16 protein-coding genes are annotated in these 15,561 nt (G+C 67.2%); all 16 read right to left on the minus strand.

Going from position 1 to position 15,561, the window contains the following annotated elements; translation table 11 throughout:
- Window positions 1–24 precede the first annotated feature (24 nt).
- The 16 genes from ASV56_RS08605 to ASV56_RS08680 all read right to left on the minus strand — a co-directional run bounded on the left by ASV56_RS08605 (window position 25) and on the right by ASV56_RS08680 (window position 15,432).
- Window positions 25–624, minus strand: a complete 600-nt coding sequence (locus ASV56_RS08605) for a hypothetical protein (RefSeq protein WP_062561457.1) — start codon at window positions 622–624, stop codon at window positions 25–27.
- The gene (locus tag ASV56_RS08610; protein WP_156429101.1) at window positions 621–833 is read right to left on the minus strand and encodes a hypothetical protein; all 213 of its coding nucleotides are present in this window, start codon (window positions 831–833) and stop codon (window positions 621–623) included. The genes ASV56_RS08605 and ASV56_RS08610 overlap by 4 nt, the downstream gene beginning before the upstream one ends.
- Before the next feature lie 64 nt (window positions 834–897).
- Window positions 898–1,128 carry a hypothetical protein gene (locus ASV56_RS08615; protein ID WP_062561455.1) on the minus strand — a complete coding sequence of 77 codons (231 nt, stop codon included), beginning with the start codon at window positions 1,126–1,128 and terminating at the stop codon, window positions 898–900.
- Window positions 1,128–2,201: a hypothetical protein gene (locus ASV56_RS08620; protein WP_062561608.1), complete on the minus strand. Its 1,074-nt coding sequence runs from the start codon at window positions 2,199–2,201 to the stop codon at window positions 1,128–1,130. The genes ASV56_RS08615 and ASV56_RS08620 overlap by 1 nt, the downstream gene beginning before the upstream one ends.
- A gap of 125 nt (window positions 2,202–2,326) precedes the next feature.
- Window positions 2,327–2,530 carry a hypothetical protein gene (locus ASV56_RS08625; protein ID WP_017999038.1) on the minus strand — a complete coding sequence of 68 codons (204 nt, stop codon included), beginning with the start codon at window positions 2,528–2,530 and terminating at the stop codon, window positions 2,327–2,329.
- A 407-nt stretch (window positions 2,531–2,937) separates the two neighbouring features.
- Complete coding sequence (locus ASV56_RS23535; RefSeq protein ID WP_156429112.1) at window positions 2,938–3,114, minus strand: hypothetical protein; 177 nt, start codon at window positions 3,112–3,114, stop codon at window positions 2,938–2,940.
- A gap of 42 nt (window positions 3,115–3,156) precedes the next feature.
- Window positions 3,157–3,471: a hypothetical protein gene (locus ASV56_RS24135; protein ID WP_216635374.1), complete on the minus strand. Its 315-nt coding sequence runs from the start codon at window positions 3,469–3,471 to the stop codon at window positions 3,157–3,159.
- Window positions 3,468–3,815, minus strand: a complete 348-nt coding sequence (locus tag ASV56_RS08635; RefSeq protein WP_062561610.1) for a helix-turn-helix domain-containing protein — start codon at window positions 3,813–3,815, stop codon at window positions 3,468–3,470. The genes ASV56_RS24135 and ASV56_RS08635 overlap by 4 nt, the downstream gene beginning before the upstream one ends.
- A 229-nt stretch (window positions 3,816–4,044) precedes the next feature.
- Complete coding sequence (gene selB / locus ASV56_RS08640) at window positions 4,045–5,970, minus strand: selenocysteine-specific translation elongation factor (RefSeq protein WP_062561611.1); 1,926 nt, start codon at window positions 5,968–5,970, stop codon at window positions 4,045–4,047.
- Window positions 5,967–7,298 carry an L-seryl-tRNA(Sec) selenium transferase gene (gene selA / locus ASV56_RS08645; protein WP_062561612.1) on the minus strand — a complete coding sequence of 444 codons (1,332 nt, stop codon included), beginning with the start codon at window positions 7,296–7,298 and terminating at the stop codon, window positions 5,967–5,969. Before selA ends, selB begins: the two co-directional genes overlap by 4 nt.
- Window positions 7,298–8,206: a formate dehydrogenase accessory protein FdhE gene (gene fdhE / locus ASV56_RS08650; RefSeq protein ID WP_062561613.1), complete on the minus strand. Its 909-nt coding sequence runs from the start codon at window positions 8,204–8,206 to the stop codon at window positions 7,298–7,300. Before fdhE ends, selA begins: the two co-directional genes overlap by 1 nt.
- 35 nt (window positions 8,207–8,241) lie before the next feature.
- The gene (locus tag ASV56_RS08655; protein ID WP_062561614.1) at window positions 8,242–8,928 is read right to left on the minus strand and encodes a formate dehydrogenase subunit gamma; all 687 of its coding nucleotides are present in this window, start codon (window positions 8,926–8,928) and stop codon (window positions 8,242–8,244) included.
- Window positions 8,928–9,911 (minus strand): formate dehydrogenase subunit beta, encoded by a 984-nt coding sequence (gene fdxH / locus ASV56_RS08660; protein WP_062561615.1) that lies wholly within the window; start codon window positions 9,909–9,911, stop codon window positions 8,928–8,930. The genes ASV56_RS08655 and fdxH overlap by 1 nt, the downstream gene beginning before the upstream one ends.
- Entirely contained in the window at window positions 9,908–12,991 is a 3,084-nt protein-coding gene (gene fdnG / locus ASV56_RS08665; RefSeq protein WP_082724768.1) for a formate dehydrogenase-N subunit alpha, read from the minus strand. The genes fdxH and fdnG overlap by 4 nt, the downstream gene beginning before the upstream one ends.
- 126 nt (window positions 12,992–13,117) lie before the next feature.
- Window positions 13,118–14,194, minus strand: coding sequence for an FAD-binding oxidoreductase (locus ASV56_RS08675; protein ID WP_062561617.1), 1,077 nt, complete (start codon window positions 14,192–14,194; stop codon window positions 13,118–13,120).
- The gene (locus ASV56_RS08680; protein WP_062561618.1) at window positions 14,194–15,432 is read right to left on the minus strand and encodes an aromatic ring-hydroxylating oxygenase subunit alpha; all 1,239 of its coding nucleotides are present in this window, start codon (window positions 15,430–15,432) and stop codon (window positions 14,194–14,196) included. The genes ASV56_RS08675 and ASV56_RS08680 overlap by 1 nt, the downstream gene beginning before the upstream one ends.
- Window positions 15,433–15,561: the final 129 nt, after the last annotated feature.

Raw genomic sequence — 15,561 nt, forward strand, 5'->3', positions numbered from 1 at the left:
AGCGACGCGCCGGGTATCCTGATGCTATTCCCCGGCTGAAGGCTTGTTCCGCTGGCGGGCACGCCACTTCAGATCATGCAGGAAGTTCCGGATGGATATTTCCGTCGCCTTCGGGAAGATTTCATCCTCGATGATCGGGTCCACCATATCCTTGATCTCGACGTTCTGACCGACAATCGGCAAACGCGCACGACCCTTGCGGCGGAACATTCCGGCATGCGTCTTTCCTGGCATGGTTGCCAGGAATCGGCCCTCATATTCTCTGCCTCGAAAGCTCACGCCTTTGCCGGTCTGTACGGGCCGGCCCTTGAAGGCCGAGACCGGCATCCTGGACAGCCCGAACCACAAGCCGATCACCTGTTCGGCGTCCTTGCCCTTGGCCCGTACCTTCATGGTTTTCAGCCGTTTGCGCAGGTCCATAGCGCGGCGCAGCTGAAGTTCGGGAATCAGGCGCTTGGACGACATGACGCGCAAGGCGCTGGCGGTACGGCGCAGCGCTTTGGATAGGGAAGCGCCGACCTCCTCCTTGGTACTTTTCAGCTCATCAATCACCATCTTGACCTGGTGAAGATCAACCTCGATGGAAACTTGCGGGCTGGGGATGCGGCGGCTCCATCGGCTCATTGGCGCCGCTCCGGGTCCACCAGCGGTATCACCACGCCCGGCGCGGGCTTGGCGCGGCCGTTGGCGATCAGGTGCAGCGCAGTCGCCCAGTCCACGCTGATGCACTCGCCGGCAAAGCGGGCCTGACCATGCAGGATGATCCCTGCCCGCGGTGCGGAGCGCAGGGGCGAGGCTGGCCGGGTCTGGCCGATGATCTCGATCTCGAACATCATCACCCACCGCCGCCTCGATCAGCTGGGCCGCGCGGAAGCACTGGGCGGGCGTCAGCTCGGGTCAGGCATCCGAAATGCGGTCGGCAGCCTTGTCCAGATCGACCCAGCGGAACCGGCCCAGCGCCGGCGCCGTCACATGGATGATCGGGCTGCCCTCGGCATCCGGGCGGTTGGCGTTGCGGATGCTTGCCGCCCGCACCACCGCCACGACCTCGGCCGGCAGCATGTTCCCCGGCGCCGCAGGTGCGGGCCGATGCGCGCTGCGGGGGCTGAACCAGTCCCGCAGGCCCATCACGGCATCACCGGGGTAAAGCGCCAGGCAAAGCCCGGGTCGGGCAGGACGGCCTTCATCGCGCACCAGCAGGTGGCGGTCAGACTGCCATCGCCGGCGGTGCGGTCGATCAACAGCCGGAGCTCGCCGCCGATGGCCAGACCGAAGCGGTCGAAAGCGCCGATCACCGTCCGGTCGGCGGCGGCGCACAGCTCGGCCGGGATCGAATGGACGAACAACCGGCCGGCCTGGTCGCCATAGCCCGGGCCGAAATCCGAACCGTTCAGCGCCTCATCGGTACCGACGATAGCGCGCAGCTCGTGAAAGCGCACGCCCTTGGCCGCAGCGGCGCCCAGGCTGAACACCCCCGGATCAGCCGCCAGGATCGCGCCCAGAAGCTCGGCATCGGCCGCCTGCGCCAGACCCAGCGTGATGGCGTGCAGCAGAGCGGCCAGCAGCTCGCCGTCGCGACGGTCCTTCTGTTCACGGCGGGTCAGCGAGACGCGGAACACGTAGTTTTTCAGATCGTCCGGCCGGTCGATACGATCACCGACCAAGACAGAGGCAAGCGGCGTCAGCGCGGCCGTGCCCGGGTTCTCGGGGTCCAGATCGCCATCCGGGTCCGTCACCACCGCGAAGGGCGCGGCCCGCACCACCTCGAGGCCCATGGGCACCACCTGAAGCGCGGGCACGCCGGTGCCGGTCTCGATGACGCGGCCCTTGGGCTCGATCAGCAGATGCGCCCCGGCTTGCAACGTGCGGGCATGGGTCAGCAGGCTTTCGGCCAGGGTCATGGCTTCGCTGGGCTGGTTGCCTGACGGCGCATCGAAGACGGGCAGATGATCGGCGCCGATGTCGAGCGTGACCATGCGCGCCGCCGGCATCGGAATGCGTAGGGTGCGGTCCAGGTCACGACCCGGCGCGTGTTCGACAAAAGGCAGCGCGCGGCGCGCATGCGCGACGGCATCGGTGAGCCGCTCCATGGCCGGGGTATCCGCGACCTGGCCGGCATGCCCCGAGGCCGCCGCCGGCGTTGGCGGGCCAAGCGACTGGACGCGGCTGGCTTCCTCATGCGCCAGGCGCAGCAGGTGCATGGCCGCGCTTTCGGCGGGCTGCTGGTCGCGGGTCAGATATTGCCCGACGACGCTGCGATTGCGGCCCTGGCTGCGGTCGAAGGGAAATTGTTCTTGAAACTCATGGCGGTTCCTAGCTGGAAAAATCAGCGAGCGCGGCGCGGCTGCATGGGCGGCTTGGCCCCGTCGCAGGGCGAGGCCGGCAGCCCCCGGCGCAGGACGGCGGCGATAACGGAAGCGAGCGACACCTTCGGCAGCCCGGTTTCAGCCGCGATCCGCTCGCGTTCTGCCTCGACGCGTTGCGCGGTCTCGCCGTCGATCTCGATGGTGGTTTTCAGGCGCGGCAGCATGGCAAAACCTTTCTTAGTGCTGGCTTGCCTGACGTTACGGGTGCATCCGGTCGCGTTCCTCTGGCGCGATTTCATAGTGGGGGATTGAGGGGCAAAACGGGGGTTTTCGGCCTCCGGGGCGCCGCGGCGAATATAAAGATAAATCGACGAAAAAAAGCCCACGCCCATGCGAATTTTCGCGGGGTTTTGCGACCCGCGTGCGGTTGGGGGCCTCGAAAGGACCCGCGACAGGGGGGGCCCGGGGCGCCAGCCAGAGGACTTTCCCTGCGTTGCAGTAAAAGTCACGATCCCCTTTTCGGAAAGCCCCCGACAGCGCGTCACGGCCGCCGTGCACCCAAGCTGGTCGGGCGAAACAGACCGATGCGGGGCGGGCCGCGGGCTTTCGCCGCAGCCCGCAGCGCCGGGGCTCATGCCGTCACCCCAACCCGCCGCAGGTCGTCAGCCGATGCCAGCCCGCTGGCCAGCATGTGCCTGGCCAGCCGCGGGCTGATGGCCGAGGGCGCGACATAGGTCCCGCTGGCCAGCTTCGCCGCGAACAGCGCGCCCAGCGCGTCCAGATCGATCTCCCCCGAACGGGCGGCCATGGGAACCGCCTCGCTGACGCCGGGCTGCCTGCGTCGCCGGCGTCAGCGGAGCTTTGCTCGCCTCGAGGCGCGAGCGCGGCGCACCTCCTCGGTGAAATAGGCCAGGCTGTGAGGTGGCCCGTCACCCTTTCGAGCCATGACGTTCCGGATCAGCTCGCAAACCAGATCTTCAGTGATATGCGGAAGCTCAAGCCATCGCCGTGCCTCGGCCATGTCGGCCGGCGCCGCCTTCCGGCCTGGATCGAGACTGACCGCCTCAAGGATCTTTCCCCGAAAATGGTCTGGTTCGCGCACGCGGTCATCATCATCCTGATGATTATTGATGGTTCCTGATGGTTCGGGTGAACCGCCGTTCACCTTTTCCTGTTCACCGGTTCGGGGTTTATGTTTCCGGGTTCGGGGTGAACACGGTTCAGGGTTTCCCGTTCACCCTTTTTCAGCAGGTCGAGGTTCAACGTATACTCGTTGCAGTTGCGCCGCCCGGTTCCGGTCTGGATCGAAACGAGCCCCATGGCCTCAAGGCGCCGAGCGATCTTCTGAACGCCCCTCTCGGTCATTCGCGCCTTCTGCGCGAGCGACTTTATGGAGGGCCAGCAATAGCCGTCGTCATCCGCAAAATCAGCGATGGCGAGAAGCACCAGCAGGTCGTTTCGATCCGCCGGGCCATGACGCCACGCGAGCGAGGAGCAATAGACGCTCATTCCGCACCCTCTCCGAGAATGCGGTCCCGCAAGTCGCGATAGTCGTTCGGGATCCATGTGCCGAAGCCGTCGGATGATCGCCGTTCAGAAGGCGGGTCATCGCAATATTCACGATGCGTTCTGGAAAGGTTCCAGGCGCTTTCGCAACTTTCCACGCGGGCAATTGCTGGTTTTTCGTGCGGATTTGAAGTCCGGCCGCCCCACCGGGGACGCTTCTCTTCTCTATGGTTCACATATCGGGGCCGTCCGGCTGGAACAGGTCGATCCGATGCGGATTGATGCGACGAAGATCGCCCCGGCGCAAGGTCAGACCCAGCCGGTCGAAGAAATCCAGGATCTGGATCGCCACCTTGCGGCCGTTCTGCACCCGGTCGCGAAAGGCGGGGGCGGTGAACCAGCCGTCCGGGGCCTGCGCCGCGACATCGCGGATGATGGCGACCATCTCGATCGTGGTGGCGCGGGCGAAGAAATGGTCATGCGCAATCTGGTCGAGGCGGCCCTGGCGCGCGGCCATGCGCAGGATGCGGCGGATCTCGGCCTCGTCGGCGCCCATTTCGGTGGCGAAGTCGCGGACGCGGGGCGGGCGGAACCGTTCGTCGCCGTTCAGGCGCGGCAGGATCCGGGCCAGCAGCGCCTCGTCCTGGTCCGAGAGCCGGGGCAGGTGGCCGGGCAGGCGGACGAAGGCGCCGTCGAGCGCGATGCGGCCGGCCTCGGCCTCGGCGCGCAGAAGGGCGGTGAAGTCGGGGCGCGGCAGGCGGGGATGCACGGCCAAGCGCAGGCGCTCGCGGCCCAGGCCCTGCAGATCGGCGTTCTCGGCGTGGAAGGCGGTGAGCTGGGCGGTGACCCCTTGGCGCAATCTGTCGAGCAGTTCGGGCGACAGCGCCTGCCGGGTGCCGGGGATGACGGCGACGTCTGATTCGGCCACGGCCTGGGCCAGACCCGGCGGCGCCAGCGCGCGGTCGCGGGCGAAGGCGTCGAGGTCCACCGCCTCCAGCCGGGCCATGGCGGCCAGGGCCTTGGCCGGGTCGGGCAGGGCCATGGCGGCGAGCTGCGCCAGCCGCTCGGGGCGCGCGCGGTGGCGGGCGGGCGCACGCAGGTCGATCAGGCTGCCGCCGCCGATGGTGCGCCGGGCCGAGGTATCGCGCAGGATGAAGCGCTCGCCGAAGGCTGCGGCGACAGGGCGGTCCAGCACGATCTGCGCCAGCCCGGACTTGCCCGGACCCAGCGGGCCTTGCAGCGGCACGATGCGGGCGCCGGTCTCGGCCGCGCCGAGGTGCAGGCGGGCGGGGAACCAGGTGGCCAGCGGCTTCGGTTCGCCGGCAAGCACGCCCAGGGTGACGTCGATGCGCTGCGTCGGCGCGTGCAGCACCGGGTCCAGCGCCAGGTCGCCGCGGTGGATCGCCTCGCGCGTGATCGCCTCGCCGGCAAGGTTCAGGGCGCAGCGCTGGCCGGCAAGCCCCTGATCCGCCTTGCGGTTCTGGGCATGGATGCCGCGCACCCGCGCCGGCAGGCCGGAGGGGCTGAGCGTGACCTGGTCCCCGGTCGCGACCCGGCCCGAGAGCACGGTGCCGGTGACGACGGTGCCGGCCCCAGCCAAAGTGAAGCTGCGGTCGATGGCCATGCGGAAGCGGTCGCCGGTGGCGCGGGCGGCGGTCTCGGCCTCGGCCCGGGCCAGGGCGTCGCGCAAGGCGGGAATGCCGGCGCCGGTCAGCGAGGAGACCGGGAAGACCGGCGCGCCGTCAAGCCCAGTCGGGGCCAGCAATTCGGCGATCTCGGCGCGCAGCGCGGCCAGCCGCTCGGGGCCGGCCAGGTCGGATTTGGTCAGCGCGACCATGCCGCGTCGGATGCCCAGCAGGTCGAGGATGGCCAGATGCTCGCGGGTTTGCGGCATGATGCCGTCATCGGCGGCGACGACCAGCAGCGCCAGGTCGATGCCGCCGGCGCCGGCCAGCATGGTATGGACGAATTTCTCGTGCCCCGGCACATCCACGAATCCGGTGACGCTGCCCGCGCCCAGGTCGGCATAGGCGAAGCCCAGCTCGATGGTGATGCCGCGGGCCTTTTCCTCGGCCAGGCGGTCGGCGTCCACGCCGGTCAGCGCCTTGACCAGGGCGGTCTTGCCATGGTCGATATGGCCGGCCGTCCCGACGATCATGCCAGGGCTTGGGTCAGCGCCGCGTCATCGGGCAGGCAACGCAGGTCGAGGATCAGCGCGCCGTCATGGATGCGGCCGATGATCGGAGTGGAAAGCCCGCGCAGCCTTTCGGCCAGCGCCTCGGGGCGCGGCGTCAGGGCCAGGCCGGCGCTGGGGATGGTGTCGGTCGGCAGCGCGCCCGAGCCGATCTGGCTGGCGCAGGGGGTCACGGTCACGGTGCAGCCAAGCGCGCGCGCGACCATCGGCGCCAGCCGTTCGGCCTGCGCGCGGATCTCGGCCAGCGGGCGCGAGAGCAGGCGCAGGGTCGGCAGCCGCTCGGCCAGCCGGTCGGGGTCGCGATACAGCCGCAGCGTCGCCTCGGTCGCGGCGATGCGGATCTTGTCCATGCGGAGGGCGCGTTTCAGCGGGTTCCTGTTGATGGCGGCGACGATCTCGCGCCGGCCGACGATGAAGCCCGCCTGCGGCCCGCCCAGCAGCTTGTCGCCCGAGAAGGTGACGACATCGGCGCCCTCGGCCACCGCCTCGGCCACCGTCGGCTCGGGCGCGAGGCCCCAGCGGCGCAGGTCCACGAGCGTTCCCGAGCCGAGGTCGTTGACCATGGGCAGGCCCGCCTGATGCGCGATCTGCGCCAGTTCGGGGGCCGGCACCTCTTTGGTGAAGCCCTCGATGCGGTAGTTCGAGGTGTGGACCTTCATCAGCAGGCCGGTCTCGGGGCCGATGGCCTGACGGTAGTCCCTGGCATGGGTGCGGTTGGTGGTGCCGACCTCGCGCAGCCGGCAGCCGGCCTGCTCCATGATCGCGGGCATGCGGAAGGCGCCGCCGATCTCGATCAACTCCCCGCGCGAGACCACGGCCTCGCGGCCCCGCGCCAGCGTGTTCAGCACGATCAGCACCGCCGAGGCGTTGTTGTTGACGACGGTCGCATCCTCGGCCCCGGTCAGTTCGCACAGCAGCCCGCGCAGGTGGCTGTCGCGTTCGCCGCGCCCGCCGGTGTCGAGATCGAATTCCAGCGCGGCGGGGGCGCGCATGGCGGCCAGTGCGGCCTCGATCGCCGCATCGGCCAGCAGGGCGCGGCCAAGGTTGGTGTGCAGCACGGTGCCGGTCAGGTTCAGCACCGGGCGCAACCGGGATTGCGCCAGCCGCGCCAGCCGGGCCTGCGCCAGCGCCAGGATCGCCGCCGCATCGGGCAGCGGATCGGGTCGGGCTTCGCGGACCGCCGCCAGTTCGGCGCGCAGGGCGTCTGTGACCTGCGCCCGGCCATGGTTTTCGATCAGCGCCCCGCATTCGGCCAGCAGCCGGTCGACCGAGGGCAGGCCGCGCAGCGACATCAGAACCCCGCCAGGAAGGGATCGAAGCCGCCGCGCCGCCATTCCGTGTCGCGCATCATCAGGTCAAGGCCGAGGCTTGCCACATCGTCTGCTACAACTTCCAGGGTCGGGTTCTTGTTCTGATACAAGATCTTGACCCATTGGCCGCATTCCCGGCAGCATTCGGCCTTGACCGTGGCCTCTTCGGTTTCGACCGAACGATAGGTGATGCCCTTGGTCGAGCCGCAGCAGGTGCATTTCACCCGTACCTCGTTCCACAGCGCCTGGCAGGTGGCGCAGGCGCAGTAACGCGCGCCCTCGGCGCCGATGTTTTCGGTGACGAGGCTGGCGACCGGGCGGCCGCCGCAGGCCGGACAGGTGCCGGTGCGGATCGCCACCAGCCTGTCGCCGGGCAGGGCGGCGGCATGCAGGCTGGCCACGACCTGCAAGGCCGCAGCGGCGAAGACATGCGGGGCAACGCTGTCGGCGGGAATGGTGTCCGAGAGCACATTGCCGATGACCCAGTCGCGGTCCGCATCCTCGGCCGCGGCCAAGGCGGCCAAGGCCAGCCGGGCAGGCTCGGGCATCTCGACGGCTTCCAGCTTGGGCAGCAGGGCGGCCAGCGCCTGGGCCAGCGGCGCGCGCAGCACCTGGCGGTCCAGGGGCGGCATGCGGGCGGCGCGGGCCTGCTCGATGGTTGCGTCCGGCAGCAGTGCAGGGGCGGGCAGTTCGGCGGCAAGCTGGGCCTGCGCCCGGCAGATCGCCGCCAGGAAGCGCAGATAGGGCGCCAGGTTGGCATTATGCCCGGCCAGGAAATCGAAGCGCCCGGCGCGGGCGGCAAACAGCGCCTGCGGATCGGGCAGGCGCACCAGCGGCACCCGGGCGATGCCGCCGAGCATGAAGGGGTCGGGTTTCAGGCTTGCGGACATGAGCTCCCTTGCGGGCCGGAACGGCCGGGCTGGCCCTACTCTGCCGGGCCGCGCCGCTCGCGTCCAGCCAGTTCCCGCAGCCATTTGCGGTGGTGCTTCCAGGCCCAGCCGCCGGTGACGGTGCCGCGCGTCATCGCGCGCAGCGTGCCGCGGGTCCAGAACGCCGCATAGACGTGCAGGATGAAGGTCAGGATGATCGCCACTGCCGCCAGCGAATGCACCAGCATGGCCCAGCGGCGCGCCGGGATCGAGACCAGATGCGGGAAATATTGCTCCCACACCATCACGCCCGAGACGATCAGCACCACGATCAGCGCCGACATGGCCCAGAAGATGAACTTCTGCCCGGCATTGTACTTGCCCAGCTCGGGTAGCTTTTCCTCGTCGCCCTTGAGCACGTCGCCGATGTTCTCGACCCAGGTCACGTCCTCGGCGCGCGGCAGGTTCAGGCGCCAGAGCTGCAGGAACAGGATGAAGAAGCTGAAGAACAGCAGGACGCCGACGAAAGGGTGCAGCCAGCGCGTGGCTTGGCCGCCGCCGAAAAGCCCGGTCAGGAAGTAAAGCGCCGGGTGGAACAGTGCCATACCCGACAGCAGCAGCACGATCAGGCTGCCGGCGGTGACCCAGTGATTGGCGCGGGTAAAGCCGCGGTAACGGCTGACCGTCACCGGGGCGGTGGTCTCGATATGGTCGCCGGGTTGGGAAAAGATGCGCTTTGCCATCATGTCCTCTCGGGCGGGGGGTTGGGATCGACGAGTTCCTCGGCCTCGTGCTCGTCCTCGGCGCTGACGGTATTGGCGCGGCCGAGGAGCCCGTGCAGGACCGAGCCGACCGCGGCCAGGCCGATGGCCGCCAGGCCCAGCGTCTTGGTGACACCCTTCCAGCCCTCGACCACGGGCGAGATGCGCGGATTCTCGGGCAGGTTGGAATACAGCGCCGGCTTGTCGGCATGGTGCAGCACATAGAACACATGCGTGCCGCCGACGCCCTCGGGGTCGTAGATGCCGGCGTTTTCATAGCCGCGGGACTTCAGGTCGGCCACGCGCTCTTCGGCATGGGCGATCATGTCCTCCTTGTGGCCAAAGACGATGGCCTGGGTCGGGCAGGCCTTGGCGCAGGCCGGCCCCTGTCCCACCGCCACCCGGTCGGAACAGAGCGTGCATTTGTAGCTGACATGGGTCTTCTGGCTGATGCGCGGGATGTTGAACGGGCAGCCGGTCACGCAATAGCCGCAGCCGATGCAGTTCTCGTGGATGAAATCGACGATGCCGTTCGAATATTGCACGATGGCGCCCGGGGCCGGGCAGGCCTTGAGGCAGCCGGGATCGACGCAATGCATGCAGCCGTCCTTGCGGATCAGCCATTCGAGATCGCCGGTCTCGGGGTTGTCGTATTCCGAGAACCGCATCAGCGTGAACATCTCGGGCGTCAGGTCGTGGGGGTTCTCATAGACGCCGGTATTGTGCTCGATCTCGGGATGGGTGTCGTTCCATTCGGCGCAGGCCGACTGGCAGGCCTTGCAGCCGATGCATTTGCTGACGTCGATCAGCTTCGCCACCGGCGTCAGCTCGCGCGTCGGCGGGGCCAGGTCGGGCATGGCCGAGGCGCGGATCACGTCGCCCGCGCCCAGGTTGGTGGGCATGGGCTGGATCGGCGGATTGGCGACCGCGGTGCGCGGGCTGTCGAGCTTGGGGTCCGTGGTCATGACACCGCCTCCCCGGTTGCCGGTTCGATATTGACGAGGAACGCCTTGAATTCAGGCGTTTCCACATTGGCGTCGCCGACAAAGGGCGTCAGGCTGTTCGGCCCCCAGCCCTTGCGCGCCGCGCCGACAAAGCCCCAATGCAGCGGGATGCCGACGACATAGACGGTCTTGTCGCCGCATTGCAGCGGCTTGAGCCGTTTCGTCACCAGCGCCTTGGCCTTGACCGAGCCGCGCTTGGACCAGACCCGCACCCAGCCGCCCCTGGTGATGCCCTTCAGCGCCGCCAGCTCCTCGCTGATCTCGACGAAGAATTCGGGCTGGAGGGCCGCGTTGATGCGGTTGTTCTTGGTCCAGTAGTGGAAATGCTCGGTCAGCCGGTAGGAGGTCGCGACGAAGGGGAATTCGTCGCTGGTGGCGAATTGCTCGGCATCGTCGACAAAGACCCGCGCCACCGGATTGCCCCGCATCTCGGGGTTGAAGACGTTGGCGATGGGGCTTTCGAACGGCTCCATATGGGTCGGGAACGGCCCGTCGCGCATCATGCCGCGGGTGAACAGCCGCGAGGTGCCTTCCTGGTTCATGATGAAGGGGCCGACCTCGCCGGGTTTCGAGGTCGGGGCGATGTCGGGCACGTCGTAGCCGGCCCATTTCTCGCCGTCCCATTCCATCAGCTTGCGGCTGGCGTCCCAGGGCTTGCCCTGCAGATCGGCCGAGGCGCGGTTGTAGAGGATGCGCCGGTTCAGCGGCCAGGCATAGGTCCAGTTCGGGAACAGGCCGACGTCGTCGGGGTCGGCGTTGTCGCGCCGGGCCATCATGTTGCCGTCTTCCGTCCAGGAGCCCGAGAAGATCCAGCAGGCGCCCATGGTCGAGCCGTCGTCGCGATACTGGCTGAAGTTCGCCAGAAGCTTGCCCGCCGGGGTCAGCAGCTTGGCGGTGTCCTTGAGATCGTGGACATCGGCAAGCGCCCGGCCGTTCATCTCTTTCGCCAGTTCCTCGGCCGTCGGTTCCTCGGGGTCGGCATAGTCCCAGGTCAGGTTCAGGATCGGCTCGGGCAGGATGCCGCCCTCGTCCTGGTAAAGCGTCCTGACGCGCTGGAAGATCTGCGACATGATCCAGGTGTCGCGTTTCGACTGGCCCGGCGGCGTGCCCGCCGCCCAGTGCCATTGCAGCCAGCGCCCCGAGTTCACCAGCGAGCCGTCGTCCTCGGCAAAGCAGGTGGTGGGCAGCTGGATCACCTCGGTCTGGATCGCGGCGGTGTCCACGTCGTTGTGTTCGCCGTGGTTTTCCCAGAAGCGGGCGGTCTCGGTCTCCAGCGGGTCCATGACGACCAGCAGCTTCAGCTTGCTGAAGGCCTCGGTCAGCTTGCCGCGGTCGGGGAAGGCCAGAAGCGGGTTGAAGCCCTGGCAGAAGTAGTTGTTGACCTTGCCCGCCTTCATCAGCTCGAACATGCGCAACACGTCATAGGTCGGCACGTCCAGCTTGGGCAGCCAGTGATAGGCCCATTCGTTCTGGGCCGTGGCGGCATCGCCCCACATCGCCTTCATGAAGCTGACGAAGAACTTGGAGTAGTTCTGCCAATAGCTGGTCTGGCCCGGCCGCAGCGGCTTGAAGGCGCGGCTGGACATATAGGTCGCCAGGTCCGGCTCCGCCTCGGTCGGGACGTTCATGTAGCCGGGCAGCAGGTTCGACATCAGCCCGATGTCGGTCAGGCCCTGGATGTTGGAATGCCCGCGCAAGGCGTTCATGCCGCCGCCGCGCACGCCGATATTGCCCAGCACCAGCTGCAGCATCGCCATGCCGCGGATGTTCTGCGCGCCCTTGGAATGCTGCGTCCAGCCCAGCGCATACATCGAGGTCATGGCCTTGTCGGGCGCCGCGCATTCGCCGATCATTTCCGCGATATGCAGGAAACGGTCCTTGGGCGTGCCGCAGACCTGCGCGACCAGCTCGGGCGTATAGCGCGAGACATGCTCTTTCAGCAGGTTCCAGACGCAGCGCGGGTTTTGCAGCGTCATGTCGACCTGGGCGAAGCCGTCCTCGCCGATGACGTAGTCCCAGCTCGACTTGTCATAGTCGCGCTTTTCGGGGTCGTAGCCCGAGAACAGCCCGTCGCTCCAGCCGAACTCGTCCTTCACGATGAAGGGCGCGTTGGTGAAGTTCCTGACATAGTCCCATTGGACCCTGTCGTTCTGGATCATCCAGTTGATGAGCGCCATCAGGAAGGTGATGTCCGAACCGGGCCGGATCGGGGCGTAATAATCAGATACGGATGCCGTGCGCGTGAACCTTGGGTCCACGACGATCAGCTTGGCGCCGCGCCGCGCCTTGGCTTCGGTCACCCATTTGAAGCCGCAGGGATGGGCTTCGGCGGCATTCCCGCCCATCACGATCACCAGGTCGGTGTTCTTGATGTCGGTCCAGGGGTTGGTCATCGCTCCGCGGCCAAATGTCGGGCCCAAACTGGACACCGTGGGGCCGTGTCAGACGCGCGCCTGGTTGTCGAATCCGACGATCCCCATGGCGCGCACCGTCTTGTAGGTCAGCCATGCGGTTTCATTGGTGGTGGCCGAGGCGGCCAGGAAGCCCGTGGTGGTCCAGCGGTTCACCGGCACGCCGAGATCGTTGGTCAGCACCATGTTGGCGTCGCGGTCGTCCTTCAGCGCGCGGGCGATCTTGTCCAGCGCCTCGTCCCAGCTGATCTCCTCGAAGCCGGCGGCGCCGGGGCGGCGGATGCGGGGCGCGGTCAGGCGGGTTTCGGAATGGACGATGTCCTTCAGCGCCGCGCCTTTCGGGCACAGCGTGCCGCGGTTGGTCGGGTGGTCGGCATCGCCCTCGATATGGGTGATGACGGCGTTTTCACCGGCCGCGACGTCGCCCTTGGAATAGATCAGGATGCCACAGGCAACCGAGCAATAGGTGCAGGTGTTGCGCGTCTCGGTCATCGAGGCCAGCTTGAAGGCACGCACATGCGCCTGCTCCGCCGCCTCTGCCTCGCCAAAGCCCATGGCTCCCAGCGAGGTTGCCGCGACACCCGCGCCGGCCAGCTTCAGAAAGCCACGCCGCGAGAGGTCGATGTTCATCGCGCCCTCCTTTGCCTGTCGTAGAGATAGGTACAGGGTCAGGATTGCGCGGTATGGTAGTGCTGTCAAGCGCAAGCACCGAAGGCACGCCCCAGCGGGGCGCGCCTTGGACGACACACGCCAAGCTCAGACTTCGACGGCGATGGCGCCCATGGGATGCGAGCAGCAGGCCAGGATATAGCCTGCCTCGATGTCGTCGTCGGTGATGCCGCCGTTGTGGACCATATGCACCTCGCCCGAGGTCTTCCTGATCTTGCAGGTGCCGCACAGGCCGAAGGTGCAACCCGAGGGGATGTTCAGCCCGTTCGCCTTGGCCACCGCCAGCACCGTGTCGGTCTCGGCGCATTTCGCGGTGATGCCCGAGGCGGCAAAGGTGATCTGCGCGCCGGCGGCATCGTCCAGCACCACGTCGTCCAGCACCGGGGCATCGGATTCGGTGCGGATCGGGGCGCCGAAGCTTTCCTGATGGTAATGGTCCATGTCGAAGCCGAGCGCGATCAGCATGTCGCGCACCGCCTGCATGAAGGGCTCGGGGCCGCAGCAGAACACCTCGCGTTCCAGGTAGTCGGGCGCCATCAGGCCCAGCATGATCTGGTTCAGCCGGCCGCTGTAGCCGTGCCAGGTGCGAAACGGGTCGCTTTGTTCGATGGTAAAGCGCAGCTGCAGGCCGGGCACGCGGTCGGCCATGCCTTCCAGCCGCTGGCGGAAGATGATCTCGCTGGGGGTGCGGGCGGCGTGGACAAAGACGATGTCCGGCATCTCGCCCGAATCCCAGGCCCAGGTCGTCATCGACATGACCGGGGTGATGCCGGATCCGGCCGAAATGAACAGGTATTTCGGCGCCTCGTGCTTGACGAAGCTGAAGATGCCGCTGGGCCCATAGGCCTTGAGCCGCATCCCCGGCCGCAGGTGGTCCAGCATCCAGCGCGTGCCGATGCTGTCGGGACCGGCCTTGACCGTCACCGAGATCGACAGCGGCCGCGACGGGCTGGAGCTGATGGTATAGGTGCGCTGGACGTTGCCGCCCGGCACCGGCAGGTCCAGCGTGATGAACTGCCCCGGCTGATAGTCGAACCAGGCCCCCGAGGGCGCGCGAAAGGTGAAGGTGGCGGTGTCCGTGCATTCGGGCACCACCATCACGCATTCCAGCGGCTCGTCGTCCTTCCAGGGCCGGTCGCCGAATGCCTTGACCAGGACCGCCATTATTCCGCCGCCATCGCCGGGGTGGGGGACAGGCGGCCGATCATGGTGTCGGCATACCAGTCGATGAACTGCACCACGCCCTCTTCCTGGATCGAGGAATAGGGGCCCGGCTCATAGGCCGGCGACAGGATGCCCTTCTGGTTTTCCTCGACGACCTGGCGGTCCTCGTCATTGGTGTTGATCCAGACGGTGGTCAGGTCCTCGATATTGTAGTCCACGCCCTCGACCGCGTCCTTGTGCACCAGCCAGTTCGTGGTGACCTGGGTTTCGGTCGGGCTGATCGGCAGCACGCGGAAGACGATGGCGTGGTCGGCCAGGAAGTGGTTCCAGGTGTTCGGATAATGGAAGAACAGCAGGCTGCCGGCGTCGTTGAAGGGCATGCTGCCCATGCGCTTCGCGACCGCGGCCTTGGTGCTCATGGTGTAGCTTTCGGCGTTGTTCAGCAGCGGGATGCGGGCCAGGCGCCATTGCATCTTGGGGTGGTTGACGAAGCGCGAGGGCAGGCCGGCCTCTTCGCAGCGCTTCCAATGCGCCAGGATGTCGGGGCTGGCGCTGTCGGGGCCTTCCATCGCGGTCATGTTCGGGTTGTCGGAATAGGTCCGGCAGAGAGAGGGGTGGCTGCCGCCGCAATGATAGCATTCGCGGTTGTTCTCGATCACCAGCTTCCAGTTGCCGTTCTCGATGATGGTCGAGGAATAGGCCACCTTGGCATCGGCCAGCGCACTGGGCGCCAAGTAGGACATCAGCTGCTTGGCCACATCGGCGATGGCGGGCGGCACCTCGGCCAGGCAGATGAAGACCATGCCGTTCAGGTCCACGCAATGCACCGGCTTCAGCCCGAATTTCGAGGCGTCGAAATCGTCGCCCATGTCGCGGGCATAGAGCAGCTTGCCGTCCAGCTCATAGGTCCACTGGTGATAGGGGCAGACCAGCTTCGGGGTCGAGCCGTTCGGCTTGGAGCACAGGCGCTGGCCGCGGTGGCGGCAGACGTTGTGGAAGGCCCGCACCTTGCCGTCGCCGCCGCGCACGATCAGCACCGGATAGGCGCCGACCTGCATGGTGGCATAGTTGCCGGTCTTGGGAATCTCGCAGGCCGGAACGGCGAACAGCCATTCCTTGTACCAGATCTGCGCGAGGTCGGTCTGGAAAACGCCCTCGTCGCAGTAAAGATCGCGGGGCAGCGCGAAATTCTTCTGGCGGTTGGCGAGTTGGTTCAGGATCTCGACTGTGTTCAGCATGGCTTGATTCCGCTGGCTATGGGGGACGTGCTGTTTTCAGGAATGCACCCGTTTTCGCCGCCAGCGCTCTTCAAATACGACGCATGGATGACGCAAACGGATCACGCCGCGCGCGATTTCGTGCGCGGC

This window comes from Paracoccus aminovorans, from assembly GCF_001546115.1.
Taxonomy (GTDB): domain Bacteria; phylum Pseudomonadota; class Alphaproteobacteria; order Rhodobacterales; family Rhodobacteraceae; genus Paracoccus; species Paracoccus aminovorans_B.